The following is a 26231-nucleotide window of genomic DNA, read 5'->3' as shown; positions in this document are numbered from 1 at the left end:
TTTCGACGTCCGTGACGAGGGCGTGGTTCGGCCCTCACCGTTCGTGCGGAGCCACATCAACCTGCTCGGTCGGTGCTCCTTTCGGCTCCCTGTGCGACCACTGCGTGGTCCGGACGCCGTTGGGGCGTGATGCCGCAGGCACCGTTGCGGGGCCCGGATGCTGTGCTCCGGATTACCGGGCGCCGCGGTCCGGGGTTGGGGTGCGCGGTCGTAGGCGCTCTCCCTGCGGTCCGAACATGATCAGGTATTCGACCGGTCCGCCGGGGCCGGCGTTCGCGACTCCGTGGGCGGTGCGGGTGTCGAACTCGGCTACGTCCCCGGCGCTCAGGACGAGGTCTTGCTCGCCGAGTGCCAGCCACAGCCGTCCGTACAGGACGCACAGCCATTCGTATCCGTCGTGGGAGACCTGCCGCGGCCGCGCCGGGGGTGCGTCGACGGCGGGGAGGACGTGCTTGTGGGCGTGCAGGCCCCCGACGTAGCGGGTCAGCGGTAGCACCGCCTTGTCGCCGCCGGAGCGAGGCGGCACCGGGGCGCGCGGTCCGGCCGCCGCGGCGGGTGCGGTGCCGGCCAGCTCGTCGAGGGAGACGCCGTACGCCTTCGCGAGTTGCAGCAGCACTTCCAGGGTCGGCTTGCGCCGGCCGGTCTCGATCCGCGACAGCGTGCTCAGCGAGATGCCGGTCGCGCGGCTGACGCCGGTGAGTGTGGTGCCGTGCCGCTCGCGCGCGGTCCGCAGCCGGGGGCCCATGGCCGCCAGCGTGTCGGCTGTGCCGTCGTCCGTCACCGTCGCCCCGCTCCCTGCGGCCGTGCCGCCTTCACCGCCCTGTCCTGCCAGTTTGCCACGATGGCAAGGGTTTTCGCGTCGCGCGGCCGCCGCGCCGCATGATCGGCGGGTACCCGCGGCCGCCCGTGAACCGAGGAGAAGCGATGCACCAGCCCGCGCCGTCCACCGACCTGCGCCACCGCACCATCGAGGCACCCGCCGGGCGCCTGCACCTGGTCGAGCAGGGCACCGGACCACTGGTCCTGCTCGTCCACGGCTTCCCCGAGTCCTGGTACTCCTGGCGCCGCCAACTCCCGGCCCTCGCGGCGGCGGGGTACCGGGCCGTGGCGCTCGACGTGCGCGGCTACGGCCGCTCCTCCAAGCCGGCCGCGACGGACGCCTACCGGATGCTCGACCTGGTGGAGGACAACGTCGCCCTGGTGCGCGCCCTGGGCGAGGAGAGGGCGGTGGTCGTCGGGCACGACTGGGGCTCCAACATCGCGGCGGCCTCCGCCTTGCTCCACCCCGAGGTCTTCCGCGCCGTCGGACTGCTGAGCGTCCCCTACGCGCCGCCCGGCGGCCCCCGCCCCACCGACGTCTTCGCGCGGATGGGCGGCGACCAGGAGTTCTACGTCTCGTACTTCCAGGAGCCCGGCCGGGCCGAAGCGGAGATGGAGCCCGACCTCCGGGGCTGGCTCGCGGGCTTCTACGCGGCCATGTCCGCCGACACCATGCCCGCCCGGGGCGAGCCCGACCCGCACTTCGTGGCCCGCGCCGGCGGCCGGCTGCGCGACCGCTTCCCCGGCGGCAGGCTGCCCGCCTGGCTGACCGAGGACGATCTCGACGTGTACGCCGGGGAGTTCGAGCGCACCGGCATGACCGGGGCCCTCAACCGCTACCGCGCCATGGACCGCGACTGGGAGGACCTCGCCCGGTACGCCGGAGCCCCGATCAGGCAGCCGTCCCTGTTCATCGGCGGTGCCCTGGACGCTTCCACGACCTGGATGGCCGACGCGATCGACGCCTACCCGACCACCCTCCCCGGTCTGGACTCCACCCACATCCTGGACGGCTGCGGGCACTGGATCCAGCAGGAGCGCCCCGAGGAGGTCAACCGCCTGCTGACCGCCTGGCTCGCCTCCCTCCAGGACTGAACCGCCGGGTGTGCCGGCCGGCCCCCCGGCGCGAGCGGGCCGGTCGCCTCGGCGACGGCCTGTCAGCCGCGCACCAGTCGCGATCCGGCCTGGATGTTCCTCAACCCCTGTGCGGTACTTGGCCGTTGTGGCCTCCTCCGAGGCCGTGACCCGGCCCTGCGCGGTCGTCGGGCCGCCGCCCCCGGCGCTGTTGCGGCACGGTCCGGGCTCGACCCGGAGCGTGCCGGAGTGGTGGTCCGCGGGTGTTCGCCCCTGGAAGGTCGCGGCTCGGAGGCTTCGGGCGGCCCTCCGGGCGGCTCGCCGCAAGGTGCCCGGTATGTCGGGTATGTGCGGGCCCCTTCGGGGTTCAGCAACGCACGATCATGAACCCCCGGGACGGGTTCCGGTGGTGTGCGGGCGGGCGCATCCTCGTGGGGCGGGCATCGGCGTCGAGGTGGCGGCCGGGATCTCCCGCGACCGAACCCGCCGGTTCAAGGGCGGACCCGGGGCGACGACCCGGTGGTCCGTCGGGGCCTTCCGGTGGTCGGCCGTCTGATTCTCACTGCGGGGGGCATCGATGATGGACAGTGCTGGTTGTCGTGGCGGGCGTGAGCTCCCGGCGCGTGCGGTCGCGGTGGTCGGGGTCGGCTGCCGCTTTCCGCAGGCGGACGGGCCGGAGGCGTTCTGGCGGCTGCTGCGCGGCGGTGGTGACGCGGTGGTCGGGCGGCGGGGCGGCCGGGGCCCGGCGCGCGGGGGGTTCCTGGACGGGGTGGACGGATTCGACCCCGAGTTCTTCGGCATCTCGCGGCGCGAGGCCGTGGCGATGGACCCGCAGCAGCGGCTGGCCCTCGAACTGGCGTGGGAGGCGCTGGAGGACGCCAGGACCCTGCCGGGCGCCCTGGAGGGCAGCCGGACGGGCGTGTTCCTGGGGGTGATCGCGGACGACTACGCGACGCTGCTGCACGGGCTGGGCCCCGACGCGGTGACCGGGCACACCCTGACCGGGCTGCAGCGCGGGGTGACCGCCAACCGGATCTCGTACACGCTGGGCCTGCACGGTCCGAGCCTGGTGGTGGACACCGGCCAGTCGTCCTCGCTGGCCGCCGTGCACCTGGCGTGCGCGAGCCTGCGCAGCGGCGAGTCCGAGCTGGCGTTGGCCGGCGGGGTGAGCCTGGTCCTCGCGCCGGAGAGCACCCGGGCGCTGGAGCGGGCCGGAACGCTGTCGCCGGACGGGCGCTGCTTCACCTTCGACGCCCGCGCCAACGGCTACGTCCGCGGTGAGGGCGGCGGGGTGGTGGTGCTCAAGCTGCTGGAGGCCGCCGTCCGGGACGGCGACCGCATCCACGCCGTCATCCGCGGCAGCGCGCTGAACAACGACGGCGCGACGCAGACGCTGCCGACCCCGGGCCGGGCGTCGCAGGAGCGGGTGCTCCTGGAGGCCTGCGTCGACGCGGGCGTCGAGCCGGGCGAGGTCCAGTACGTCGAGCTGCACGGCTCGGGGACGCGGGCCGGCGACCCGGTCGAGGCCGCGGCGCTCGGCGCGGCTCTGGGCTCGGTCCGAGGTGAGGGCGATCCGCTGCTGGTCGGGTCGGTGAAGACGAACATCGGCCACCTGGAGGGCGCGGCCGGGATCGCCGGGTTCATCAAGACCGTCCTGTGCCTCGCCGAGCGCGAGCTCGTGCCCAGCCTGAACCACGTCGGGCCCGGCGAGCGGGTTCCGCTCGACAAGCTGCGGCTGCGGGTGAACACCGAGGCCGGGGCCTGGCCCTCGCCGCATGGTCAACTGGTCGCCGGAGTCAGCTCGTTCGGGATCGGCGGCACCAACTGCCATGTGATCCTGTCGGATTGGCCGGGCGTGGAAGCAGCATCCGAGGAGAAGGAGGAGGCCGGGGCGCTGCCCTGGATCCTGTCCGGGCGGGACGAGCCCGCGCTGCGCGACCAGGCCGAACGGCTGCGCGCCCATGTGGCGGCGCGTCCGGCGCTCGGGGCGGCCTCGGTGGGCCGGTCGCTGGCCGTCACCCGCACCGCGTTCGAGCACCGCTGCGTGGTCGTCGCGGACGACCGGGACGGCTTCCTCGCCGAACTCGCGGACCGGGCGGCCGGGCGGCCGTCGGCGGCCGTGGTGGAGGGCCGGCACGAGGGGCCGCCCGTGCGGCCGGTCTTCGTCTTCCCCGGCCAGGGCTCGCAGTGGACGGGCATGGCGGCGGAGCTGATCGAGACCTCCCCGTTCTTCGCCGAGCGGATCGACGAGTGCGCCGAGGCCCTCCGCCCGTACGTGGACTGGTCGTTGGCCGACGTCCTGCGCGGGGTCCCCGGTGCGCCGCCGCTGGAGGGCGACGAGGTGGTCCAGCCCGCGCTGTGGGCGGTGATGGTGTCGCTGGCCGCGCTGTGGCGCTCGGCCGGGGTGGAGCCGGCCGCCGTGGTGGGCCACTCGCAGGGCGAGATCGCCGCCGCCACCGCCGTGGGCGCCCTGTCGCTCCGGGACGGTGCGCGGATCGTGGCCCTGCGCAGCCGGGTGCTGAACCGGATCGCGGGCGGTGGCGGCCTGTTGTCGGTGGACCTCCCGGCCGAGCGGGTGGAGCGGGACCTCGTGGCGGTCGAGCCCGCGGGAGTCGACCGCGCGGTGGCCGGCGGCCCCGGACTGTCGGTCGCGGCGGTCAACGGCCCGGCGCACACGGTGGTGGCGGGTCCGGCGGCCGCGCTCGACGTGCTGGCCGCCCACTACGGGCAGCGGGTGCGCACCCGGCGGATCCCGATCGACTACGCCTCGCACAGCGCGGCCGTCGAGGAGCTGCGGGACGGCCTGCTCGCCGCGTTCGCCGGGATCGCCCCGCGCTCCACCGGCGTGCCGTTCCATTCGACCGTCACCGCCGGACCGGTCGACACCGCCGAGCTGGGCCCCGGGTACTGGTTCCGCAACCTGCGCGAGCCGGTGCGGTTCGGGCCGGTCGTCGAACGCCTGCTGGACGCGGGCCACTCGACCTTCCTGGAGATCAGCCCGCACCCGGTGCTGGCGATGGGCGTCCGGCAGGCGATCGACCTGCACGGCGGGGACGGCGCCGCGCTGAGTACGCTCCGGCGCGGCCACGGCGGCCGCCGGCGGTTCCTCACGGCGGCGGCCGAGGCCTTCGTCCGGGGCGTCCCGGTCGACTGGTCCGCGCTGCTGCCCGCCTCGGCGCCGCTCGCCGACCTGCCGACGTACCCGTTCCAGCGCCGCTCCTACTGGCCGTCCGGGATGCCGGGGGCCGCCGGGAGCGAGCGGGCGGACGAGGGGACGCAGACGCCGGCGTCGACCCCGGCGCCGGTTCCGGCCCTGGACGGGCGGTCGGTCCTGGAGCTGGTCCGGAGCCTGACCGCCGTCGTGCTGAGCACGGGCTCGGCCGCCGACGTCCGGCCCGGGCGGACGTTCCGCGAGATGGGCCTGGACTCGGCCATGACGCTCGAACTGCGCGACCGGCTGGCGGCCGCGACGGGGCTGAACCTGGAGAGCACCGTCCTGTACGACCACCCGAGCCCGGCCGCCCTCGCCGCCGCGATCGGCGCGCTGAGGGCGAACGACGAGGCCGAGCCGGAGAGCGACAACGCGGCCGAGCCGGAGGCCGAAAGCGACGGCAAGACCGAAAACGACGACGAGGCCGATGACCCCGTGGTCATCGTCGGCATGGCCTGCCGCTTCCCCGGCGGGGTGCGCTCGCCCGAGGACCTGTGGGACCTGGTCGAGGCCGGCACCGACGCCATCGGCGACTTCCCCGACGACCGGGGCTGGGATCTGGCGGCGCTCCACCACCCGGACCCGGACCGGGCCGGCACCTCCTACGTCCGCCGGGGCGGCTTCGTCCGGGACGTCCCGGACTTCGACGCGGAGTTCTTCGGGATCAGCCCGCGCGAGGCCCTCGCCATGGACCCGCAGCAGCGGCTCCTGCTGGAGGTCGCCTGGGAGGCGCTGGAGCGGGCCGGGATCGACCCCACCGCGCTGAAGGGCAGCCGGACCGGCGTGTTCGCCGGGGCGATGCACTCCGGCTACGGGCCGAGCATGGAGGCGGCCGGGCCCGGCGTCGCTGGGCACCTGCTGACCGGCACCAGCGTGAGCGTGGTCTCCGGGCGGATCGCGTACGTCCTCGGCCTGAACGGGCCCGCGCTGACGGTGGACACCGCGTGCTCGGCGTCGCTGGTCGCGCTGCACCAGGCGGTGCGGTCGGTCCGGGCCGGGGAGTGCTCGCTCGCCCTGGCCGGCGGGGTCACTGTCATGGCGACGCCCGGCATGTTCGTGGAGCTGTCCCGCCAGCGGGTGCTGGCCGCCGACGGCCGCTGCAAGGCGTTCTCCGCCGGGGCGGACGGCACCGGCTGGGGCGAGGGCGCGGGCATGGTCGTGGTCGAGCGGCTCTCGGACGCCCGCCGCCACGGCCACCCGGTGCTGGCGGTCGTGGCCGGCAGCGCCGTCAACTCGGATGGCGCCTCCAACGGGCTGTCCGCGCCCAGTGGCGTCGCCCAGCAGCGCGTGATCGAGGACGCGCTCGCCGACGCCGGGCTCGCGCCGCGGCAGGTCGACGCCGTGGAGGCGCACGGGACCGGCACCGCCCTGGGCGACCCGATCGAGGCCAACGCCCTGCTGGCCGCGTACGGGCAGGGCCGGGAGCGGCCGCTGTGGCTCGGGTCCCTCAAGTCCAACATCGGGCACGCCCAGGCCGCGGCGGGCGTCGGCGGCGTGATCAAGATGGTCCAGGCGCTCCGGCGGGGCGCGCTGCCCGCCACGCTGCACGCCGACGAGCCGTCCCCGCACGTGGACTGGACGGCCGGCTCGGTGGCCCTGCTCGACCGGGCCCGGCCCTGGCCGGAGACCGGGGAGCCCCGGCGCGGCGGCGTCTCCTCGTTCGGGATCAGCGGCACCAACGCGCACGTGATCCTGACCGAGCCGCCGGCCGGGCAGCAGGCCGGGCGGCCGACCGGGCCCGGGGCGGCGGGAGGACCGGCGGCACCTCCCGTGGTGCCGGTCGTGCTGTCGGCCCGCACCCCGGAGGCGCTGCGGGAGCGGGCCCGCGGGCTGGCCGACGGCCCGCTCGACCCGGTCGCCGCCGCGCCGGCCCTGACCGCCCGGACCTCCTGGGACGAGCGTGCCGTGGTGGTCGCCGCCGACCGGTCGGAGGCCGAGCGGGCGCTGGCGGCGCTGGCCCGCGCCGAGGAGGTTCCCGGCCTGGTCACCGGCCGGGCCGGCGAGCCCGGCCGGACCGTCCTGGTCTTCCCCGGCCAGGGCGGCCAGTGGCGCGGGATGGCGGCGCGACTCGCCGCCGAGAGCCCGGTGTTCGCGGCCCGCCTGGCCGAGTGCGAGCGGGCGCTCGCGCCGTACGTCGACTGGTCGTTGGCCGACGTCCTGGCCGATGGCCGGGCCGACACCCCGGCCGAGGCCTGGACGGACGCCCCGGCCGAGGCCCGGACGGACGCCCCGGCCGAAGCCCGGACGGATGCCGCGTCCGACGCCCGGACCGACGCCCGGACCGACTCCCGGACCGACGCCCGGACCGACGCCCGGACCGGCGCGCCGACCGGCGCGTCCCCGCTCGACCGGATCGACGTCGTGCAGCCCGCGCTGTGGGCGGTGATGGTGTCGCTGGCCGAGCTGTGGCGGGAGGCCGGAGTCGTCCCGGACGCCGTGGTCGGCCACTCCCAGGGCGAGCTCGCCGCCGCCGTGGTGGCCGGGGCGCTCTCTCTGGAGGACGGCGCCCGCGCCATCGCGCTGCGCAGCCGCCTGGCCGTCGACCTGATGGGCCGGGGGGCGATGGCCGTCGTCCCGCTGCCCGCCGCGCGGGTGCGGGAGCGCCTCGGCGCGCTGAGCATCGCCGCGGTCAACGGACCGGCCGTCACCGCCGTGGCCGGCGCCCCGGACGCGATCGCTGCCCTGGTCGACGGGTACCGGGCCGAGGGCGTCAACGCCCGGGTGATCCCGGCGGCCTTCGCCTCGCACTGCCCGGCGGTCGAACCGATCCGGGCGGAGCTCCTGGCCGGGCTGGCGCCGCTGGCGCCGCGCGGCGGCGGGATCGCGCTGATGTCCTCGGTCACCGCCGACTGGCAGGACGGCGCCGGGCTGGACGCGGCCTACTGGTACCGGAACCTGCGGCACACCGTGCGCTTCCAGGAGGCCGTCGAGGCGCTCGTCGCCTCCGGCCACACCACCTTCGTCGAGGTCGGCCCGCACCCGGTGCTGGGCGGCAGCATCGGCCAGATCCTGGAGGAGGCCGGTGTCGACGGGATCGTCACCGGCTCGCTGCGCCGCGACGACGGCGGCCTGCGCCGCTTCCTCACCTCCGCCGCCGAGGCCCACGTCCGCGGTCTGCCCGTCGCCTGGGAGCGCCTCACCGGTGCGGCGGCCGGCCACGTCGACCTGCCCACCTACCCCTTCCAGGGCCGCCGCTACTGGCTCACCGGAGCGGCCGGGCCGACCGGCACGGCCGACCTCGGCCAGGCGCCGGCCGAGCACCCCCTGCTCGGCGCGGCCGTCGAACTCGGCGACGGCGAGACGGTGTTCACCGGACGGCTGTCGGCCCGCAGCCACCCCTGGCTGGCCGACCACGTCCTGGCCGGGACGGTCGTCGTGCCGGGCACCGCGTTCCTGGAGCTGGCCCTGCACGCGGGAGCGAAGGCCGGGACGGCGCGGATCGAGGAACTGACCGTCGCCACTCCGATGGAGCTGCCCGCGGACGGCGCCGTCGACCTGCGCGTACGGGTGTCCGGCGCGGACGGCGACGGGCTGCGGACCTGCCGGATCTCGGGCCGGGCGACGGGCGGGGGCGAGTGGATCGAGCACGCCACCGGCACCCTGAGCGCCGACCACATCCCTGCCCAGGCCCCGGCCCCGCTCCGGAACCGGGCCGCCACCGATTGGCCGCCGACCGGCGCGACGCCGGTGCCGTCGACCCGGATGTACGAGGACCTCGCCCTGCGCGGCCACCAGCCCGGGCCGGCCTTCCAGGGCCTGCGGGCCGCTTGGCGGGGCGCCGACGGCGGGCAGTACGCCGAGGCCGTCCTGCCGGAGCCGGCGGAGGCCGACGCCGGGTCCTACCGGCTGCACCCCGCCCTGCTCGACGCCTCCCTGCACGGTCTGATCGCCGCCGCCCCGGGCCACGAGGGGCGGCCCGTACAGCCGGTGCGCTGGCGCGGAGTGTCCCTGACGGCCGCTCCGGCCGGCGGCCGGACATCCCTGCGGGTGCAGGCCGGGCCCGCCTCGGACGGCGGCCTCCCGCTGGCCCTGCTCGACGCCTCGGGGGAGCCGGTGGGGCTGGTCGAGGCGGTGGAGCTGCGCCCGGTCGCGGCGGGATACCCCGCCGACCCGGCCGCCGCCGCGCGCGACTCGCTGTTCGCCCTCGGCTGGGAACCGCTGCGGGAGTCGGAGCCGGTGTCGTCGCCGGCCGGCCCGGTGCCGGTCGTCCCGTGGGACGCCCTCGACCCGGACGCGCTGCTCGCGGCGGCCGACCCGGACACGCCCACCGTGGTGAGCTGCCCGACCGGAGCACACGGACCGCACGGACCGCACGGACCGTACGGACCGCAGGCCGCCACCGACCCGGCGACGGCGGCCAGGACCGCCGTCCACCGCACCCGGGACCTGCTCGCCCGGTGGCTCGCCGAGGACCGGCTCGCCGGGTCCCGCCTGGTGCTGGTCACCCGGGGCGCGGTCGCCGTACGGCCCGGCGAGACCGTCCGGGACCTCGCCCAGGCGGCGGTCTGGGGCCTGGTGCGCACCGCCCAGGTCGAGCACCCGGGCCGGTTCACCCTGGTCGACCTGGCCCCCGGCACCACCGTGCCCGAAGGCACTCCCACGACCGAAGGCGCCCCCGAGGTCCCGGCCGCCGTACTGACCCCGGAGGAGAACCAGCTGGCCGTCCGCGACGGCGCCGTCCTGGTGCCCCGGCTGGTGTCCGCCGTGGGCGATCCCGCGCTGCGGCCCCCCGAGGACGCGGCGGCCTGGCACCTGGACATCCCCGAGCGCGGCACCCTCACCGGCCTGGAGCTGCGCCCCTGCCCCGAGGCCGCCGCCGAGCCCGGCCCCGGCCGGGTCCGGGTCGCGGTCCGCGCCGCCGGGCTGAACTTCCACGACGTCCTGGGCGCGCTCGACATGCACCCCGGCGATCCGGGCCCGCTCGGCCTGGAGGGCGCGGGCGTGGTCACCGCGACCGGGCCCGGGGTCACCGGCCTGGCCGTCGGCGACCGGGTGACGGGCCTGTTCCCGGCCGCGTTCGGCACGGTGGCCCAGGCCGACCACCGCACCCTGGTCGGGATCCCGGACGACTGGTCCTTCACCCGGGCCGCCGCCGTGCCGGTCGCCCACCTGACCGCCCTGCACGCCCTGGTCGAACTGGGCGGCGTGGGTGAGGGGGACCGGGTGCTGGTCCACGCCGGGGCGGGCGGCGTCGGCCTGGCCGCCGTCCAGCTGGCCCGGCACCTGGGCGCGGAGGTCTTCGCGACCGCGAGCCCCGCCAAGTGGCCCGCGCTGCGCGCCCTCGGCCTCGACGACGACCACCTCGCCTCCTCCCGCGAGCCCGGCTTCGGCGCCCGCTTCGGTGCCGGCCCGAGTGCCGGCCCGGGTGCGGGCCCGGGCGCGGGCCCCGACGCGGGCGACCGGCGGATGGCGCTCGTCCTGAACTCGCTGACCGGCGAGCTCGTCGACGAGTCGCTGCGGCTGCTGCGTCCCGGCGGGCTCCTGGTCGAGCTCGGCCGGACCGAACAGCGCGACCCCGCCGAGGTGGCCGCCGCGCACCCCGGCGTGCGCTACCGGGCGTTCAACCTGCTCCAGCTGCCGCCCGAGCACCTCGCCCGCCTGCTGGAGCGGACGGTCGAGCTGTTCGCCCGGGGCGCGTTCGGCTGGCCCGCCGTCACCGACCTGGACGTCCGGCGGGCGCCCGAGGCCTTCGGGCTGCTGCGCCAGGGCACCCACGTCGGCAAGGTCGTGCTCACCGTCCCGCCGGTCCTCGACCCGGACGGAACCGTCCTGATCACCGGCGGGACGGGCGCCATCGGCCGGGCCGTGGCGCGGCACCTGGTCACCGGGCACGGCGCCCGGCGGCTGCTGCTGGCCGGCCGCCGGGGAGGCGATGCGCCGGGAGCCGCCGAGCTGGCGGCCGAACTGACCGGGCTCGGCGCCGAGGTGGCGTTCGCGGCCGTGGACGTCGCCGACCGGGCCGCCGTCGCCGCGATGATCGCGGCGGTCCCCGCCCGGCACCCGCTGACCGCCGTGATCCACGCCGCCGGCGTGGTGGACGACGCGCCCGTCGCCTCGCTCACCCCCGCGCGGATCGACCGGGTGATGCGGGTCAAGGCCGACGGCGCCTGGCACCTGCACGAGCTGACCGCCGGCCACCCGCTCACCGCCTTCGTCCTGGTCTCCTCGGTGATGGGGACGCTCGGCGGCGCCGGCCAGGGCGGCTACACCGCCGCCAACGCCTTCCTCGACGGGCTCGCCCGGCACCGCCGCGCCCAGGGCCTGCCCGCCCTCGCGCTGGCCTGGGGCCTGTGGGGCGACCCGGACGGCATGCTGGGCGCCCTCGGCGACGCCGACCGCGCCCGCTTCGCCCGGGCCGGGCTGGTGGAGATCGACCCCGGGCACGGCCTGGCCCTGCTGGACGCGGCGCTGCCGTCACCGCACGCCGTCCTGGTGCCCGCCCGGCTCGACCGCGAGGTCCTGCGCGACCTCGGACCGGACCTCCCGCCGGTGCTGCGCGAGGTCGTGGCGGCCGCCGGGGCGGGGCGGGGCGGGAACGGCCCGACGCCACGGCGGCACCGCCCGCTGCGCGAGGAGCTGGGCGGCCTGACCGCCGGTGAACGCGCCGACGCCCTGGCCGACCTGGTCCGGACCCACATGGCCGCCGTCCTCGGCTCCCGGCCCGAGGCGATCCCGGACGACCGGCCGTTCGGCGAGCTCGGCTTCGACTCGCTCACCTCGGTCGAGTTCCGCAACCGCCTCGGCACGGCGACGGGGCTGAAGCTCCCGCTCACCCTGCTGTTCGAGGCGCCGACGCTGCCCGAGCTGGTCGCCGTCCTGGACGCCGGGATCGCCCCGCCCGTCCACGAGACCGGGCCGGCTGAGGGAACCGGGCCCGAGCCGGCCGCCGGGGAGTGCGACCAGGACGCGACGGCCCTCGACGAGGACGTGGCGGCCCTCGTCGAGGCCGCGACCGCCGAGGAGCTCCTCGACTTCATCGACCGCGAGCTCATCTGACCCCGGTCCGCCGCCCCATCCCCCACCCCCTACGACCACGAGCCCACCAGATCCCCACGGAGGACCGATCCGTCATGGCATCAGCATCGGACGAGAAGCTGCTCGGATACCTCAAGCGCCTCACCCTCGACCTGCACGAGGCGCGCGGGCGCCTGCGCGAGCTGGAGGAGGGGGAGCGGGAGCCGATCGCGATCGTCGGCATGGCGTGCCGGTACCCGGGCGGGGTCGACTCGCCCGACGCGCTGTGGCGGCTGCTGGCCGAGGGCGGGGAGAGCGTCGGCGCGTTCCCCCGTGACCGGGGCTGGGAGGAGGGGCTGTTCGACCCCGAGGGCGGCGGCCGGAGCCTGACCGGTTCCGGCGGATTCCTGTACGACGCGGCCGAGTTCGACGCCGGCTTCTTCGGGATCAGCCCGCGTGAGGCGCTGGCCATGGACCCGCAGCAGCGGCTGCTGCTGGAGACCGCCTGGCGGGCCTTCGAGGACGCCGGGATCGACCCGGAGTCGGTGCGCGACACCGAGACCGGGGTGTTCGCGGGCCTGTCGAACCTCGACTACGGGCTGGGGCGCGGCGAGGTGCCCGAGGAGGCCGAGGGCTTCCTGACCACCGGGGCGGTGGGCGGCGCGGCGTCCGGCCGGATCTCGTACACGCTCGGCCTGCGCGGTCCGGCGATCACCGTGGAGACGGCCTGTTCGTCCTCGCTGGTCGCGCTGCACCTGGCGGTCCGGTCGCTGCGCGGCGGCGAGTGCGCGATGGCGCTGGCGGGCGGGGCGACGGTCATGTCCACCCCGCAGCTGTTCACCGAGTTCACCAGGATGCAGGGCGTGGCGCCGGACGGCCGGTGCCGCCCGTTCTCGGCCGGGGCCGGCGGCAGCGGGCTCTCCGAGGGCGTGGGCGTGCTGCTGCTGGAACGGCTGTCGGACGCGCGGCGGCGCGGCCACCCGGTGCTGGCCGTGGTGCGCGGCAGCGCGGTGAACCAGGACGGCGCCAGCAACGGCTTCACCGCGCCGAGCGGGTCGGCGCAGCAGCGGGTCATCCGGCAGGCGCTGGCGGACGCCCGGCTGTCGCCCGGCGACGTCCAGGTGGTGGAGGCGAGCAGCACCGGCACGGAGCTCGGCGACCCGATCGAGGCGCGCGCCCTGCTGGCCGCCTACGGGCAGGACCGGGACCGGCCGCTGCGGCTGGGCTCGTTGAAGCCCAACATCGGGCACTCCCAGGCGGCGGCGGGCGTCGCCGGGGTGATCAAGACGGTGCTGTCGATGCGTCACGGCACGCTCCCCGCCACCCTGTACGCGGACGAGCCCACCCCGCACGTCGACTGGTCGGCGGGCGCGGTCGAGCTGGTCGCCGAGCGGGCCGCCTGGCCGGGGACGGCCGGGCCCAGGCGGGCCGGGGTGTCCTCGCAGGGCATCAGCGGCACCAACGCCCACGTGATCATCGAGGAGGCCCCGGCCGCCTTGGAGGCGGGGGAGACCGGGGACGGGGAGGCCGGTCCGGGCGGGCCGCGGCTGCTGACCCTGTCCGCCAAGTCGCCGGCCGCGCTCGCCGAACTCACCGACCGCTACACCGAGTTGCTCGCGGACGGCGGGCCGGGCGCGGGCGACGGGCCGGGTGCGGTCGGCGGGTCCGGCTTGGCGGCGGTCTGCCGGGCCACCGGCCTCGGCCGGGCGCACTTCCCGCACCGGCTGACGGCCGTCGCCTCCTCGGCCGCCGAGCTGCGGGACCTCCTCCTGCGGACCCGCCGGGAGGAGGAGCCGCCGGCCGGCGTCCGGGTCGGCACCCGGACCCCGGAGGGCGGCCGGGGCCCGGTGTTCCTCCTCACCGGCGCCACCGGCCCCCTGGCCGGGCCGGACGCCGAGGCGGTCGCCGTCCTGGCCGAGGCCGAGCCGGTCTTCCGCCGCGCCCTGGACCAGTGCGCCGAGGCGCCCGGCGGCCGGCTCTCGCCGTTCGCCGTCGGCTACGCGCTCGCCGAGCTGTGGCGCTCGTGGGGCGTGCGGCCCGCCGCCGTCCTCGGCCACGGCACCGGCGAGCTGGTGGCCGCGTGCGTGACGGGCACGATGAGCCCGGAGGACGCGCTGGTGGCGGCCCGTACGGTCCGGAACGCGGGCGGGCCGGAGACGGCCGGGCCGGACGCCGCCGGGTCGGAGCGGTTCGCCGCCGGCCTCGCCGCGCTGCTGCGGGACGGCCACCGCACCTTCGTCGAGCTCGGACCCGCCTCGCCGCTGCTCGACGAGGTCCGGGCGGCCGGGCACACCGTGGTCCTGCCGTCGCTGCGCCCGGGGGAGGACGCCCGGCGCACCCTCCTCGACAGCCTCGGCGCGCTCTACACCCGGGGCGCGCGGATCGACTGGGCGCGCGTGCACGGCGAGCCCGCCGGGCCGCCGGTGCGTCTGCCCGGGTACCCGTTCCAGCGCGAGCGCTACTGGCTCTGGACCGGCGCCCCGCGCCGCGCCGGGGCGCCGGCACCGGAGGGGTCGCTGGTCGCGCAGGTACGGCTGGTCGGCCCCGACGGTACGCCGGTGGCGCTCGCCGACGGCGTACGCCTGGAGGCGGTGCCGGACGCCCTGCCGCCCACCGCGCCCGCGACGGAGACGCCCGCGACGCAGGGACCCGTCGAGGACGTCGTCGAGCTGGTGGCCGGCATCGTCGGCCGGGCGCGCGGCGCGGCCGTCACCGGCGACGACCGGGAGCTGCCGCTGCGGCGCCTGGCCGTCGACTCGCTGATCGCGATGGACATCCGGCAGACCCTCGCCCGGCGGCTCGGCGTGGACCTGCCGCTGCGCGACCTGCTGGACGGCCGCGGCGTCACCGCGATCGCCGACGCCGTCCGGGCCGCACGCGGCGACAACGGCGGCGGCGACGGCAGCGGCGATGACGCCCGACGACCCGGGACGGCGCTGGTCGCCGACCCGGCGGCCCGCCACGAGCCGTTCCCGCTCACCGACCTCCAGCAGGCCTACCTGGTCGGCCGGACCGACGCCTTCGAGCTCGGCAACGTCTCCACCTCCTTCCTGGTCGAGGTGGACCTGACGGACACCGACCCGGACCGGCTGGCCGCCTCCTTCCGGCAGCTCGTCGACCGGCACGACATGCTCCGCGCGGTCGTCTCCCGGGACGGGCACCAGCGGGTGCTCGCCGAGGTCCCCGAGTACCGGATCGCCACCGTCGACCTGCGGGCCTGCGACCCGGTCGAACGGGAGCGCCGGCTGGCCGCGATCCACCGGGAGATGCGGGACCAGGTCTTCGACACCGAGGCCTGGCCGCTGTTCGACGTCCGGGCCACCCTGCTCGACGCCCGCACCACCCGGCTGCACCTCAACTTCGACGCGCTGATCATCGACGGCCGCAGCTCCGGGCTGCTGTTCCGGGAGTGGGCGCAGGCCTACCGCCACGGGGCGCCCGCGACCCCCGCCCCGGCCGTCACCTACCGCGACTACGTGCTCGCCGCCGCCGGGGCGGACGCCGAGGGGCGCGAGCGGTCGCTCGCCTACTGGCGGGCCCGCGTCGACTCGCTGCCGCCCGCGCCCGCCCTGCCGCTGCGCCCGGGCCCGGCGCCCCGGCGGCCGGAGTTCGTCCACCGCACGGCCCGGGTCGGGGCCGGGGCGTGGCGGCGCTTCAAGGAGCACGCCGCGGCGGCGGGCCTCTCGCCCTCGGCCGCGTTGTGCGCCGCGTACGCGCAGGTGCTGGGCGCCTGGAGCGCCTCGCCGCGCTTCACGCTCAACCTGCTGGCGTTCCACCGGCGGCCGCTGCACGAGGACGCCGGCCGGGTGGTCGGCAACCTCAGCGCCACCACCCTGCTGGAGGTCGACGCCGCCCCCGGCGAGGCCTTCGCCGCGGGCGCCGCGCGCCTCCAGGACCAGCTGCTGGCCGACCTCGAACACGGCCACGTCAGCGGCGTCGAGGTGCTGCGCGAACTCAACCGCACCCGCGGCGGGACGGGCCTGGCGGGCATGCCGGTGGTCTTCACCAGCACGATCGGCTTCTCCGCCCGGAGCGACGGCGCCGATAACACCGCCGACGGCGACAACACCGACAACACCGCCGACGGCGGCCCGGAGCAGCGCGGGGCGCTGACCGCGCTGACCGCGCTCGGCACCGCCGGCGAGCTGGCCTCCAGCTCGGTGCGCACCCCGCAGGTGTGGCTCGACCACCAGGCCCTGGAGGAGGCCGGGGAGCTGGTCCTGAACTGGGACGTGGTGGAGGAGGTGTTCCCCGAGGGCGTCGTCGACGGGATGTGGGAGGCCTACCGGGACCTGGTGCGCGGCCTGTGCGAGGAGGGCGCGTGGCGCCGCCCGCCGGCCGTGCTCGTGCCGGAGGCCGACCTGGCGGTCCGCCGGGCCGTCAACGCCACCGACGGCCCCGTCCCCGCCGAGCTGCTGCACGACGCGTTCCTGCGGCAGGCCGCGGCCCGGCCGGACGCGCCCGCCGTCATCACCGCCGCCCGGACCCTCAGCTACCGCGAGGTGGACCGCCGGTCCGACCGGATCGCCCGTCGGCTGATCGAGGACGGCGCCGGCCCGGGCGCGCTGGTCGGCATCGTGCTGGACAAGGGCTGGGAGCAGGTCGTCGCGGCGCTGGCCGTCCTCAAGACCGGGGCCGCCTACGTGCCGGTCGACGCCGCCGTGCCCGGCCCCCGCCTGCGGATGATCGTGGAGGCCGCCGGGATCGGCCTGGTGCTGACCCGCTCGGCGGTCGCGGCCGGGCTCGACCTGCCGGACGGCACCCGCGCGCTGCACGTCGACACCGAGCCGGAGGACACCGGCGCGGACGGCCCGCTGCCGCCCTCCCCGGCCCGGCCCGAGGACCTCGCGTACGTCATCTTCACCTCGGGCTCCACCGGGGTGCCGAAGGGCGTGATGATCGAGCACACCGGCGCGGTCAACACGATCCGGGACGTCAACGACCGGTTCGGCGTGACCGGGGACGACCGGGTGCTGGCGCTGTCGGCGTTCAACTTCGACCTCTCGGTCTACGACGTGTTCGGCCTGCTCGCGGTCGGCGGCGCCGTGGTCCTGCCCGACGTCCCGGCGCAGCGCGAGCCGGCCGCCTGGCTGGACCTGGTGACCCGGCACCGGGTGACGGTCTGGAACAGCGTCCCCGCGCTGATGGAGATGTTCGTCGAGCACGTGCGGGCGCTCGGCGGCCCGTTCCCGCTGCGGCTGGTGATGATGAGCGGCGACTGGATCCCCGTCACCCTCCCCGGCGCCGTCGCCGCGGTCCTGCCGGACGCGCGGGTCGTCGGCCTGGGCGGCGCGACCGAGGCCTCGATCTGGTCGATCCTGCACCCGATCACCGAGGTGGACCCGGAGCGGACGAGCATCCCGTACGGCCGGCCGATGCGGAACCAGCGCTTCCACGTGTTGGACGAGGCGCTGCGGCCGCGCCCGGCCTGGGTCCCCGGCGACCTGTACATCGCGGGCACCGGCCTGGCCCGCGGCTACCTCGGCGACGAGGAGAAGACCCGCGCGGCCTTCCCGCGCCACCCGGTGACGGGGGAGCGGCTCTACCGGACCGGCGACCTCGGCCGCTACCTGCCGGACGGCGACATCGAGTTCCTCGGGCGCGCGGACTTCCAGGTGAAGATCCAGGGCCACCGGATCGAGCTCGGCGAGGTCGAGGCGGCGCTGCTGCGCCGGCCGGACGTCCGGGCGGCGGCCGTGGTGGCCGAGGGCGAGCGCGGCGGCCCGCGGCGGCTCGTCGGCTACGCGGTGGCGGACGCCTCCGAGGAGGAGCTGCGCGCGGCGCTCGGCCGGGAACTGCCGGGGTACCTGGTGCCCGCCCGGATCGTCCTGCTGCCGGAGCTGCCGCTGACCGACAACGGCAAGGTGGACCGCCGGCGGCTTCCCTCGCCCGGGCTCGCGGCCCCGCGCCCCGGCGGGGCGGTCGCCCCGCGCGACGCGGCCGAGCGGCTGCTCGCCGGGATCTGGGCCGAGTTCTTCGGCACTCCCGCGGCGGCCGCCGACACCGCCCCGGACCCCGCCGTCGCCGCCCCGGACCCTTCCGGTTTCGACGTCACGGCGAACTTCTTCGACCTCGGCGGCGACTCCATGCTCGCGGTGCGGATGATGGCCCGGATCAGGCAGTGCACCGGCCGCTCGCTGCCGGTGGCCACGCTGCTCGCCCGGCCGACCGTCGAGGCGCTCGCCGGGGTGCTGCGCGAGCGGGCCGAGGACGAGGGCCGGGCGGCCCTGGTCACCGTCCGGGGCACCGGGGCCCGGCCGCCGCTGTTCCTGGTCCACCCGGTCGGCGGCGACGTGCTCTGCTACGCCGGGCTCGCCGCCCTGCTGGACGAGGACCAGCCGGTCCACGCCCTCCAGTACCCCGAAGCGGACGCCGAAGCGGACCCCGGGGCGGCCCCCGGGGTGCGGACCGCCCCGCGGACCGTGGCCGAGCTGGCCGCGTACTACGCCGACGCGATCACCGCGCGGTTCCCGGACGGCCCGTACCGGCTCGGCGGCTGGTCGATGGGCGGGGTGATCGCCCTGGAGACCGCCCGGCTGCTCACCGACCGGGGCGCGGCGGTCGAGCTGGTCGCGGCCGTGGACCTGCTCGAACCGCCCGGCCGCACCGAGCCCGCCGCCGAGCCGGCGCTGCTGGCCCGGTTCGCCCGTGACCTGGCCGGGCTGGCCGGCCACGACTGGAACCCCGGGCCGGAGGAGTTCGAGCCGGTCGACGGCGGCTCCCCGGTCGAGGAGCTGCTGACCCGGGCCCGGCGGGCCGGCGTCCTGCCGGAGGAGATCGACGGCGCCACCCTGGAGCGGCTCGCGGGCCGGTTCCTGCGCCTCAGCCGGGCGCTGGCCGAGCACCGGCCCGTCCCGTACCGGGGCCGGGTCCGGCTGCTGCGGGCGATGGACGGGGCCAGCACGGCCACCACCCGGCAGTGGCTGGAGCTGCTCGGCGACCGGGCGGAGAGCGTCGACGTGCCCGGCGACCACTACAGCGTCATGCGCGCCCCGTACCTCCCGACCCTGGCGGCCGAGCTCGACAAGGCGTTGAACGACCTGTGACCCGCCGCCCCGGAGAACCCCACCGCACCCGCCGAACCAGGAGGACCGGATGACCACCCTCGAACTGCCGCCCCGGACCGGTACGCCCCGCACCGGGACGGCCCGCACCGCCGCCTCGGTCCTGGACCGGGTACGGAGCTACGCCGCCGGCCTGCCGGCCACCGCGCCGGAGACCGAACGGCTGGGCCGGATCCCCGGTGACGTCCTGGCGGGCCTGAAGGCCACCGGGCTGCTGCGGGCCGCCCTGCCGCCGCGGCTGGGCGGGGTCGAGCTGACCGTGCCGGAGACCACCCGGGCGATCGACCTGCTGGCCGAGGGCGACGCCTCGGTCGCCTGGTGCGCGTCCGTCGCGCTGAACGCCTCGCTGGCCGTGGTCTCGCTGCCCGAGGACGTCTTCGCCGAGCTGTTCCCGGACCCGGACCTGATCACCGCGACGGTGCTGCCGCCGGTCGGGCGGTCGGTCCGGCACGGCGGCGGCCACCTGCTGACCGGCCGCTGGACCCACGCCAGCGGGATCACCCACGCCGACCGGGTGCTGGCCGGGTTCCTGACCCCGGAGGGCACCCCGAGGGTCGCCGTGCTGGACGCCGCGCAGGTCCGGGTGCTCGACACCTGGCACACCACCGGGCTGCGCGGCACCGGCTCGCACGACATCGAGGTCGCCGACCTGTTCGTCCCGGAGCGGCACACCTTCGCCCTGGCGCCGTCCGGCACCCGGGCGGAGCCGCTCCACCTGCGCGCCGACAACCTCGCCCTCAAGATGGCGGGCGTGCCGCTGGGGATCGGCCGGGCCGCGCTGGCCGGCGCCCGGGAGCTGCTGTCCGCCCGGCGCTCCGCGCTGCCCTACCCGGGGGTCCGGGCCGACCTCGCGCACGCCGAGTCGCTGATCGGCGCGGCGGACGCCTACGTGTACCGCACGCTGGAGCAGGCCTGGGCGGCCCAGGCGGAGGGCCTGGCGCCGGAGCGCGGCACGGCGGCGCTGGCCCGCCGGTTCGCCCACCGGGCCTGCCGGGAGGCGGTCCAACTCCTGTACGACGCCGTGGGATCGGCCGCGGTCTACACCGAGCGCACCCCGCTCGACCGCTGCCTGCGCGACGTCGTCACGGCGGGCCGCCACGTCGCCTCGGCGGAGAAGGTCCTGGACGGTGTCGGCGAGCTGCGGCTCGGGGGCGCGCCCGAGTCCCCGCACCTCTGATCAGGGGCCCTCAGGCCGTCACGCCTCCTCGCGCCAGCCCTCGTAGCCGGCCGCGAGGCGGTCGAGGGCGTGCAGCAGCGCCGGGGTCCAGCCGCTCTCCGGGGCCTCGGCCACGACCAGCCACTGGGCGTCCTCGGCGTCGTCCTCGCCCGCGAGCGCGTCGCGGACGACTTCGAGCTCGCCGAGGTCGGGCTGGGCGGCGCCGAGCTCCTCGGCGGCCTCCTCGGCGGTGTCGCGGTCGGGCAGGACGAGCAGCTGCCGGGCGTACGGGTCGTCGATGGCCGGGAGGTCGGTGGTGTGGTTCTCGCTCACCCGGACATTGTCCAGGTCGGGCCGCCCGCTCCGTCGGGCGGGAGTGTCCGCGGCCCGTGGGATGCTGGTAGGCGATGGCCAGGAAGAGTGCACCCGACGACCTGCTCGCCCCGCTGACCCTCGCGGTCGGCCAGGAGGAGCTGCTGCTGGACCGCGCGGTCGCCCAGGTGGTGGCGGCGGCGAAGGCGGCGGACCCGGACACCGACGTACGGGACCTGCCGCCCGGCGGCCTGCAGCCCGGCAGCCTGGCCGAGCTGACCACGCCGTCGCTGTTCGCCGAGCGCAAGGTGATCGTGGTCCGGGCCGCGCAGGACCTCTCCGCCGACTCCGTGAAGGAGGTCAAGGCGTACATCGAGGCCCCGGCCGAAGAAGTGATCGTGGTGCTGGTGCACGCCGGCGGCGCCAAGGGCAAGGGCCTGCTGGACGCCGGGCGCAAGGCCGGCGGGCGCGAGGTGGCCTGCCCCAAGCTGGCCAAGGCGAGCGAGCGGCTGGCCTTCGTCAAGGGCGAGTTCCGCACCCTGGGCCGCTCCGCGACCCCGGAGGCCTGCCAGGCGCTGCTGGACGCGCTCGGCAGCGACCTGCGCGAGCTGGCGGCCGCCTGCAACCAGCTGACCTCGGACGTCGAGGGCACGATCGACGAGACGGTGGTGGCCCGCTACTACAGCGGCCGGGCCGAGGCGACCGGCTTCGAGGTCGCCGACCTGGCGGTCACCGGCCGGGCCGCGGAGGCGCTGGAGCGGCTGCGCTGGGCGCTGGCCGTCGGCCAGCCGCCGACCGGCATCACCTACGCGCTGGCCTCCGGCGTGCGCAGCATCGGCCGGCTGGCGAGCGCCGGGCGGAACATGCGCCCGGGCGACCTGGCCCGCGAGCTGGGCATGCCGCCGTGGAAGGTCGACCGGGTCCGCCAGCAGATGCGCGGCTGGACGGGCGACGGGGTGGCCACCGCGCTGACCGCGATCGCCCAGGCCGACGCCGCCGTCAAGGGCGGCTCGGACGACCCGGCGTACGCCCTGGAGCGCGCGGTGGTCGCCGTCGCCCGGGCCTCCCGGGCCGGTTCCCGGCCCGCCTACTGACGGCCCGGCGCCGCGGGCCCCGGCGCTACTTCTTCATGGCCCGCACGGTGTCCTGCCCGTCGGACTGGAGGGCGGTGCGCAGCTCCTCCTTGGTCGGCGGCTTGCCCTTGCCCTCGGTGTAGCCGGCCGAGTAGGTGACGTAGTACGTCATCCCGCCGTCGCGGATGTCCAGTTCGGCGTAGACGCTGTGGTACTGGTCCGAGCCGTCGTCCTTGTACAGGAAGTACGCCTCCTCGCCGAGCCCCGCGATGTCGGTGACCTGGTAGCCGCGGGCCCGGTAGAGCTCCTTGTTGGCCTCCAGCTCGGGCGCCGGGTTGACCGCCTTGTGCAGGTCGACGCGCATGTAGAGGGTGGCGGACTCGCTGTCGCTGGTGCCGCCGGTGCGCTTGAGCGACATCGAGCAGTTCATGCTGTCCAGCGCCGGGTGCCGGTCGGTGTGGTGGGTCGGCTTGGAGGTGTCCGAGACGGAGTAGGTCTGCAGGAGCTTCGTGGGCTTCCCGGTGGCGCAGAAGTCGTCGGAGAGGTGGTAGCCGCGCAGGTCGCGCGGCGAGGAGTCGCTGCTGACCAGGCCGGGGACGGCCGTCACGGCGGCGGCCCAGCCGATCGAGACGGTCACCGCGCCGACGAACGCCCAGACGGCGTTGCGCCGCAGGTTCCCGCTCCGCCCTGGGGCGGGGGCGGGGGCGGCGGGCAGGCCGGGGGCGGCGGGCAGCCCCGGCGGCGGTCCGAAGCCGCCGGCGCCCGCGGGGCCGGGAGCGCCCGGTACGGGCTGCGCGCCCCCGCCCGGCTGCTGCTGGAAGCCGTACCCCGGTCCGTTCGGTGACTGCGGGAAGCCGTATCCCGGCCCGTTCGGTGGCTGCGGCGGCGGTGGCGTCGTCATGGAAGTTCCCCCCTGGACCTGGCGCCGAGGTGCTCCCCGCACCCCGGTCGGACCCGACCGACGATAGCCGCCGGGCCGCGGAACGCGACAGGCGCCGCAGCGGCCTCGGGGAGAGGCCGGCTGCGACGCCTGTCGCACTGCTTCTGTGCACCGCACCCGCGTGGCGAACGCAGGCCGCGTGTGTTCGAGGCATTTTGCTGACCAGCGGAAACAGTCTCATAGGCCGGTTGACCTGGGGAAACGCAATACCGCGTTGTCCCGCGTTATCCCGGCTCATCTCGGCCTCATGTGTACTGGATGTGTACTGCGACCGAGGCGGCGCCGCCTGGTGTGCGACCACCGGGCGGCGCCTGAGCCGGACCCCTACAGGCAGGGAGTCCGACCTTGACGTATGACCCTACTCACTTCCGCACGGTCACCGTGCACACCTCCGACCAGGGGCCGGTAACGGTGCCCTGCCCGCCCTGGTGCCTCGGCGCCCACCAGGACGGCCTCGACCTGGTCGACCTCGCCCACGAAGGCCCCGAGACTGCGCTCACCGCGGACGTGCCGCTCGGACCGGTGCAGCTGCTCGACGCCGGCCTGTGCCAGTACCCGTACAGCAGCGACCCCGACGACCGCGGGGTGAAGGTGGCGGTCCTGCTCGGCACCGGTTGGCACCGCCTCGACCCTGACGGGCTCCGGATGCTTGCCGCTCAGCTGGTCGTCCACGCTGGACGGCTCCGTGACCTCGCGGCTGAACTCCGGAGTACCGAGGGCATCCTGTGAACCGCGGTCCTGGGGGTGGGGTCAGCGTGGCGGACCTCATCGGCGCCGCGCTGGCCGGCCCCTTCACGTGGCGGACCGAGATGCCGCCGCAGGGCGGGCCGGAGCTGGTCGAGTCAGGGCCGAGTCAGGCTCAACGGGCGGTCCGTCGGGGCACGCTGGGTGCGCTCCGCAGGGCGTGGGAGCGGGGGCTGAGCACGCGGTCGGCGGCAGCCCGGTGCGGGGTGAGTCAGTCGACCGCTTCCCGGTACTACCGGCGTTTCGATGCCGGCCGGTCGTCCTCGGCTCCGCTGCTCTGGTGAGCGGAACTCCATTCCGGTCACCTGCTGCTTAGACCGGTCCGGCCTGTGTTGCCAGGAACGCAACGCAGGTCGCACCGGTTAAGGCGGCCTGACCCGCCTTTCCCCAGGTTCGGGAAGATCTCGACCGTTGCTCAGACGGAAATGGTTGCCGAGACACAGGGGGACAGCCTGTCCCTCTCACGATTGTGAGGGACAGGCTGTCCCTTACAGAGGTCCCGGAAGGGCCCGTGTCCGTTGGGGCCCTCGGGGACCTAACGGTCGAAGCTGACCTTCTTCGTGGCGCCGCGAAGAAGGGGGTGCGCTGTCGGCACACCCTTGGCACTGGTGATCTTCGCGGCGCCGCGAAAGTGATCACTGGTTCCGTCACGGCTCCCGATGGAACCCTGAGCGGTCGCTTTGTGGGGAGCCGCAAAGCGACCAGGAGGGGGACGCGCTGATCGCGTATCCCTCGGGTGGGGTCGGTCACGCCGACCCCACCGGCCAACCGTCTGCCGGGCGGGAAGGGCGTCCACCGCCGTGGACGCCCTCGATCGTGTCGAGGTCACCGGAAGGGGGTCCACAGTGTGGAGACCCCTGCCGTGGCCCACTACGGTCCTTGCGTTCGGTCTTGTGGGCCTGGCCAGCCGGACCGCCGTCCGGCCGGCCAGGCAGTCACTGCTGCGGCGGGTCCTGCCTCTGGTCGAGGTAGCCCGGCATCGGCAGCCAGCTCGGTGGTCGAGGCGGCCGCACCACGGGACACCACGGTGCCCGACGCGGGCGCCGCGTGCCGCGGCTGCGCTGTTCGTGCCACCGACCCTGCGCGGCCGGCGGAATACGGTCGCTCACGACGCGCTCCGTACGACACCCGCAGCACGATTCAGGCGGCCTGGCTCATCTCGGGGATGGAGCGGCCGGCCGTGGGCGTGAGCGCCGAGCTCGGCGAACGACGCCTCGATGGCCGCCAGCCGCTCCGGGTCGATCGTCTCGTACACCGGGATGCCGGCGTCGGTGTCGGGGTCCATCAGGTCTCCTCGGGCTGGCAGTCCGGGTGCGCCACAACGGGCCAGCCGAGGGGCGCCCGCCCCGGACCGGTGGACGTACAGACATGGCCTGCCCTGGTGAGGGGTGCGCCGGCGGTCGCGGGCCTGTCGCAGCAGCGGCAGGTGACCCCATGCAGTTGGTCGTCAGTGAGCCCGGCCGCCGAGGGATACCCACCCGGCAGCAAGGCGACCAGGTGGTCAGCCATGACCAGCACGGTAGAGAGACGACAGAACAGGCCTCAACGAGTGTGCGAGAACTTGCTCGCAGTCACCCGAGAGCAGCAATGGCTGCTGTGATCAGCGAACGCGCGTGCGCCCCATACACCGCGAGATCGGCGAGGTCGGCGAAGACCTCGGCGTACATGCCGATCTCGTGTGGTTGCGTGATCGTCAGGTGCGCGGAGATCAGCTCGACGTTCACCACATCGTCGTCGAACAGGAAGAATCCTTCGACGGGCCAAAGGGGACTGCGGTCCGTGTGCTCCGGGATGATCCCGAGGCTGACCGACGGGAGCGAGGCCACTGCGAGCAGATGGCCGAGTTGGCCGGCCATCGTCGCTATGTCGCCGATCCGGTACCGCAGAGTGCTTTCCTCCAGGAGTACGGCGAAACGCCGGTCCCCGAGGCCGTGTAGTGCCCGTTCCTGTTTGTCGAGTCGGACTTGGACGGCGCCTTCGAGGTCGTCGATCAGGCCGCGGCGGTCGCGGATCGCGGTAAGCACCGCTCGGATGTAGCCGCCGGTCTGGACCGGCCCGGGGACCAGCGATGGTGAGTAGATCCGGAAGCGGCGGGTGCGTTCCCACAACGGCAGGACGGATTCCTGGGCGTGCCGCAGGCCGGAACGCTCCATGCGACGCCACTCGACGTAGGCCCCCTCGATGCCGCGCGCGACGGCAATGAGATCGGCGGCCTGGTCGGCGGCGTCACAGTGGAGCGTCCACGCCCGTACGTCTGCATCGGACGGCGGTTGGCGCCCATGCTCGATCTTGCTGACCTTCGACTCGTGCCACCCTGCCAACGCAGCCAACGCGCGCGCCGTCAGCCCGGCGTCCTTGCGGACGTCGCGCAGGCGTCGGCCGAGCGCTTGGCGCGCTTCCTGTGTGCTGGAATGGGGAGACGAAGTCATTGATCAGTCAGGTCGGTCGGTACTCCGCGTGGGGCACAGCCCGACTCCAAACGGCTTCGAAGGCGGCGAGGCACAGCTCGACGACACTGGGATCGGTGACGGCCTCCGAATCGGTCCAATCGCCGTCCCCTGAAAAGTGGTTGACCAGCAGCCGGTGTCCGTCGAACAGCCAGAAGTCGTTGCCGGGCAGCGCCAGCGCCGTTGCCTGCCTCCTTGGAAGCCAACGGACTTGTTCGCCAGCCGCAGCGTTGTGCTGTGCGGTGATGTCGTGTTCGAAGCGGACGTAGTCGCTCAGCGGTTCGGAAACCACCCGAGCCCGGCGTACCGTGACACCACGCGCGACGGCCTGCGCAACGAGCGCCCGCCAGCCGGCCTCGGCGTCGCCATCGAGTTCGACACGGCCGGCCTGCCACGCAGTGAACACGGGGTCATCCCGCATGTAGCCATCGCGCATC

Annotated in this window: 13 protein-coding genes; 7 read left to right on the top strand and 6 right to left on the bottom strand. The window is 75.9% G+C overall.

The features are described 5' to 3' along the window. Window positions 1-172 precede the first annotated feature (172 nt). Window positions 173-745, bottom strand: coding sequence for a helix-turn-helix domain-containing protein (locus ACWDD9_RS11865; RefSeq protein WP_449811502.1), 573 nt, complete (start codon window positions 743-745; stop codon window positions 173-175). A gap of 179 nt (window positions 746-924) precedes the next feature. Between ACWDD9_RS11865 and ACWDD9_RS11860 the strand changes: the two genes are divergently transcribed. The 4 genes from ACWDD9_RS11860 (at window position 925) to ACWDD9_RS11845 (ending at window position 20299) form a co-directional block, all read left to right on the top strand. Then, the gene (locus tag ACWDD9_RS11860; protein WP_449811492.1) at window positions 925-1914 is read left to right on the top strand and encodes an alpha/beta fold hydrolase; all 990 of its coding nucleotides are present in this window, start codon (window positions 925-927) and stop codon (window positions 1912-1914) included. Between the two features lie 556 nt (window positions 1915-2470). Next, window positions 2471-12100 (top strand): type I polyketide synthase, encoded by a 9630-nt coding sequence (locus ACWDD9_RS11855; RefSeq protein WP_449811491.1) that lies wholly within the window; start codon window positions 2471-2473, stop codon window positions 12098-12100. A 74-nt stretch (window positions 12101-12174) separates the two neighbouring features. Beyond that, the gene (locus ACWDD9_RS11850) at window positions 12175-19104 is read left to right on the top strand and encodes a hybrid non-ribosomal peptide synthetase/type I polyketide synthase (RefSeq protein WP_449811490.1); all 6930 of its coding nucleotides are present in this window, start codon (window positions 12175-12177) and stop codon (window positions 19102-19104) included. Window positions 19105-19153: 49 nt separating this feature from the next. Further along, window positions 19154-20299 carry an acyl-CoA dehydrogenase family protein gene (locus tag ACWDD9_RS11845; protein ID WP_449811489.1) on the top strand — a complete coding sequence of 382 codons (1146 nt, stop codon included), beginning with the start codon at window positions 19154-19156 and terminating at the stop codon, window positions 20297-20299. Between the two features lie 18 nt (window positions 20300-20317). On the opposite strand, the gene ACWDD9_RS11840 is transcribed toward ACWDD9_RS11845, so the two are convergent. Then, window positions 20318-20611 carry a hypothetical protein gene (locus ACWDD9_RS11840; RefSeq protein WP_449811488.1) on the bottom strand — a complete coding sequence of 98 codons (294 nt, stop codon included), beginning with the start codon at window positions 20609-20611 and terminating at the stop codon, window positions 20318-20320. A 74-nt stretch (window positions 20612-20685) separates the two neighbouring features. Between ACWDD9_RS11840 and holA the strand changes: the two genes are divergently transcribed. Further along, the gene (holA, locus tag ACWDD9_RS11835; protein WP_074000721.1) at window positions 20686-21684 is read left to right on the top strand and encodes a DNA polymerase III subunit delta; all 999 of its coding nucleotides are present in this window, start codon (window positions 20686-20688) and stop codon (window positions 21682-21684) included. Window positions 21685-21709: 25 nt separating this feature from the next. On the opposite strand, the gene ACWDD9_RS11830 is transcribed toward holA, so the two are convergent. Continuing rightward, complete coding sequence (locus ACWDD9_RS11830; protein ID WP_449811487.1) at window positions 21710-22564, bottom strand: hypothetical protein; 855 nt, start codon at window positions 22562-22564, stop codon at window positions 21710-21712. Between the two features lie 384 nt (window positions 22565-22948). Here ACWDD9_RS11830 and ACWDD9_RS11825 point away from each other — a divergent pair, with 384 nt between their 5' ends. Further along, window positions 22949-23332: a DUF6907 domain-containing protein gene (locus tag ACWDD9_RS11825; protein ID WP_449811486.1), complete on the top strand. Its 384-nt coding sequence runs from the start codon at window positions 22949-22951 to the stop codon at window positions 23330-23332. A gap of 80 nt (window positions 23333-23412) precedes the next feature. Further along, on the top strand, window positions 23413-23631 hold the full coding sequence (locus ACWDD9_RS11820; RefSeq protein WP_449811501.1) for a helix-turn-helix domain-containing protein: 219 nt from the start codon (window positions 23413-23415) through the stop codon (window positions 23629-23631). An 821-nt stretch (window positions 23632-24452) separates the two neighbouring features. On the opposite strand, the gene ACWDD9_RS11815 is transcribed toward ACWDD9_RS11820, so the two are convergent. From ACWDD9_RS11815 to ACWDD9_RS11805, 3 genes are all read right to left on the bottom strand, one after another. Further along, complete coding sequence (locus ACWDD9_RS11815; RefSeq protein WP_449811485.1) at window positions 24453-24632, bottom strand: hypothetical protein; 180 nt, start codon at window positions 24630-24632, stop codon at window positions 24453-24455. A 286-nt stretch (window positions 24633-24918) separates the two neighbouring features. Next, window positions 24919-25776: a DUF5753 domain-containing protein gene (locus ACWDD9_RS11810; RefSeq protein ID WP_449811484.1), complete on the bottom strand. Its 858-nt coding sequence runs from the start codon at window positions 25774-25776 to the stop codon at window positions 24919-24921. Window positions 25777-25783: 7 nt separating this feature from the next. Beyond that, window positions 25784-26230: a DUF6879 family protein gene (locus ACWDD9_RS11805; protein ID WP_449811500.1), complete on the bottom strand. Its 447-nt coding sequence runs from the start codon at window positions 26228-26230 to the stop codon at window positions 25784-25786. Window position 26231 lies beyond the last annotated feature (1 nt).

The organism is Kitasatospora sp. NPDC001119, assembly GCF_053598475.1.
Note: the sequence above shows the minus strand (reverse complement) of the source record. Positions and strands in the feature narration are given on the sequence as shown.

Coding starts and splice junctions, on each gene's coding strand:
- ACWDD9_RS11820 (WP_449811501.1), top strand. CDS start 23,413: ATGCCGCCGCAGGGCGGGCCGGAGCTGGTCGAGTCAGGGCCGAGTCAG.
- ACWDD9_RS11865 (WP_449811502.1), bottom strand. CDS start 745: ATGGGCCCCCGGCTGCGGACCGCGCGCGAGCGGCACGGCACCACACTC.
- ACWDD9_RS11850 (WP_449811490.1), top strand. CDS start 12,175: ATGGCATCAGCATCGGACGAGAAGCTGCTCGGATACCTCAAGCGCCTC.
- ACWDD9_RS11845 (WP_449811489.1), top strand. CDS start 19,154: ATGACCACCCTCGAACTGCCGCCCCGGACCGGTACGCCCCGCACCGGG.
- ACWDD9_RS11855 (WP_449811491.1), top strand. CDS start 2,471: ATGATGGACAGTGCTGGTTGTCGTGGCGGGCGTGAGCTCCCGGCGCGT.
- holA (WP_074000721.1), top strand. CDS start 20,686: ATGGCCAGGAAGAGTGCACCCGACGACCTGCTCGCCCCGCTGACCCTC.
- ACWDD9_RS11805 (WP_449811500.1), bottom strand. CDS start 26,230: ATGCGCGATGGCTACATGCGGGATGACCCCGTGTTCACTGCGTGGCAG.
- ACWDD9_RS11815 (WP_449811485.1), bottom strand. CDS start 24,632: ATGGACCCCGACACCGACGCCGGCATCCCGGTGTACGAGACGATCGAC.
- ACWDD9_RS11830 (WP_449811487.1), bottom strand. CDS start 22,564: ATGACGACGCCACCGCCGCCGCAGCCACCGAACGGGCCGGGATACGGC.
- ACWDD9_RS11810 (WP_449811484.1), bottom strand. CDS start 25,776: ATGACTTCGTCTCCCCATTCCAGCACACAGGAAGCGCGCCAAGCGCTC.
- ACWDD9_RS11860 (WP_449811492.1), top strand. CDS start 925: ATGCACCAGCCCGCGCCGTCCACCGACCTGCGCCACCGCACCATCGAG.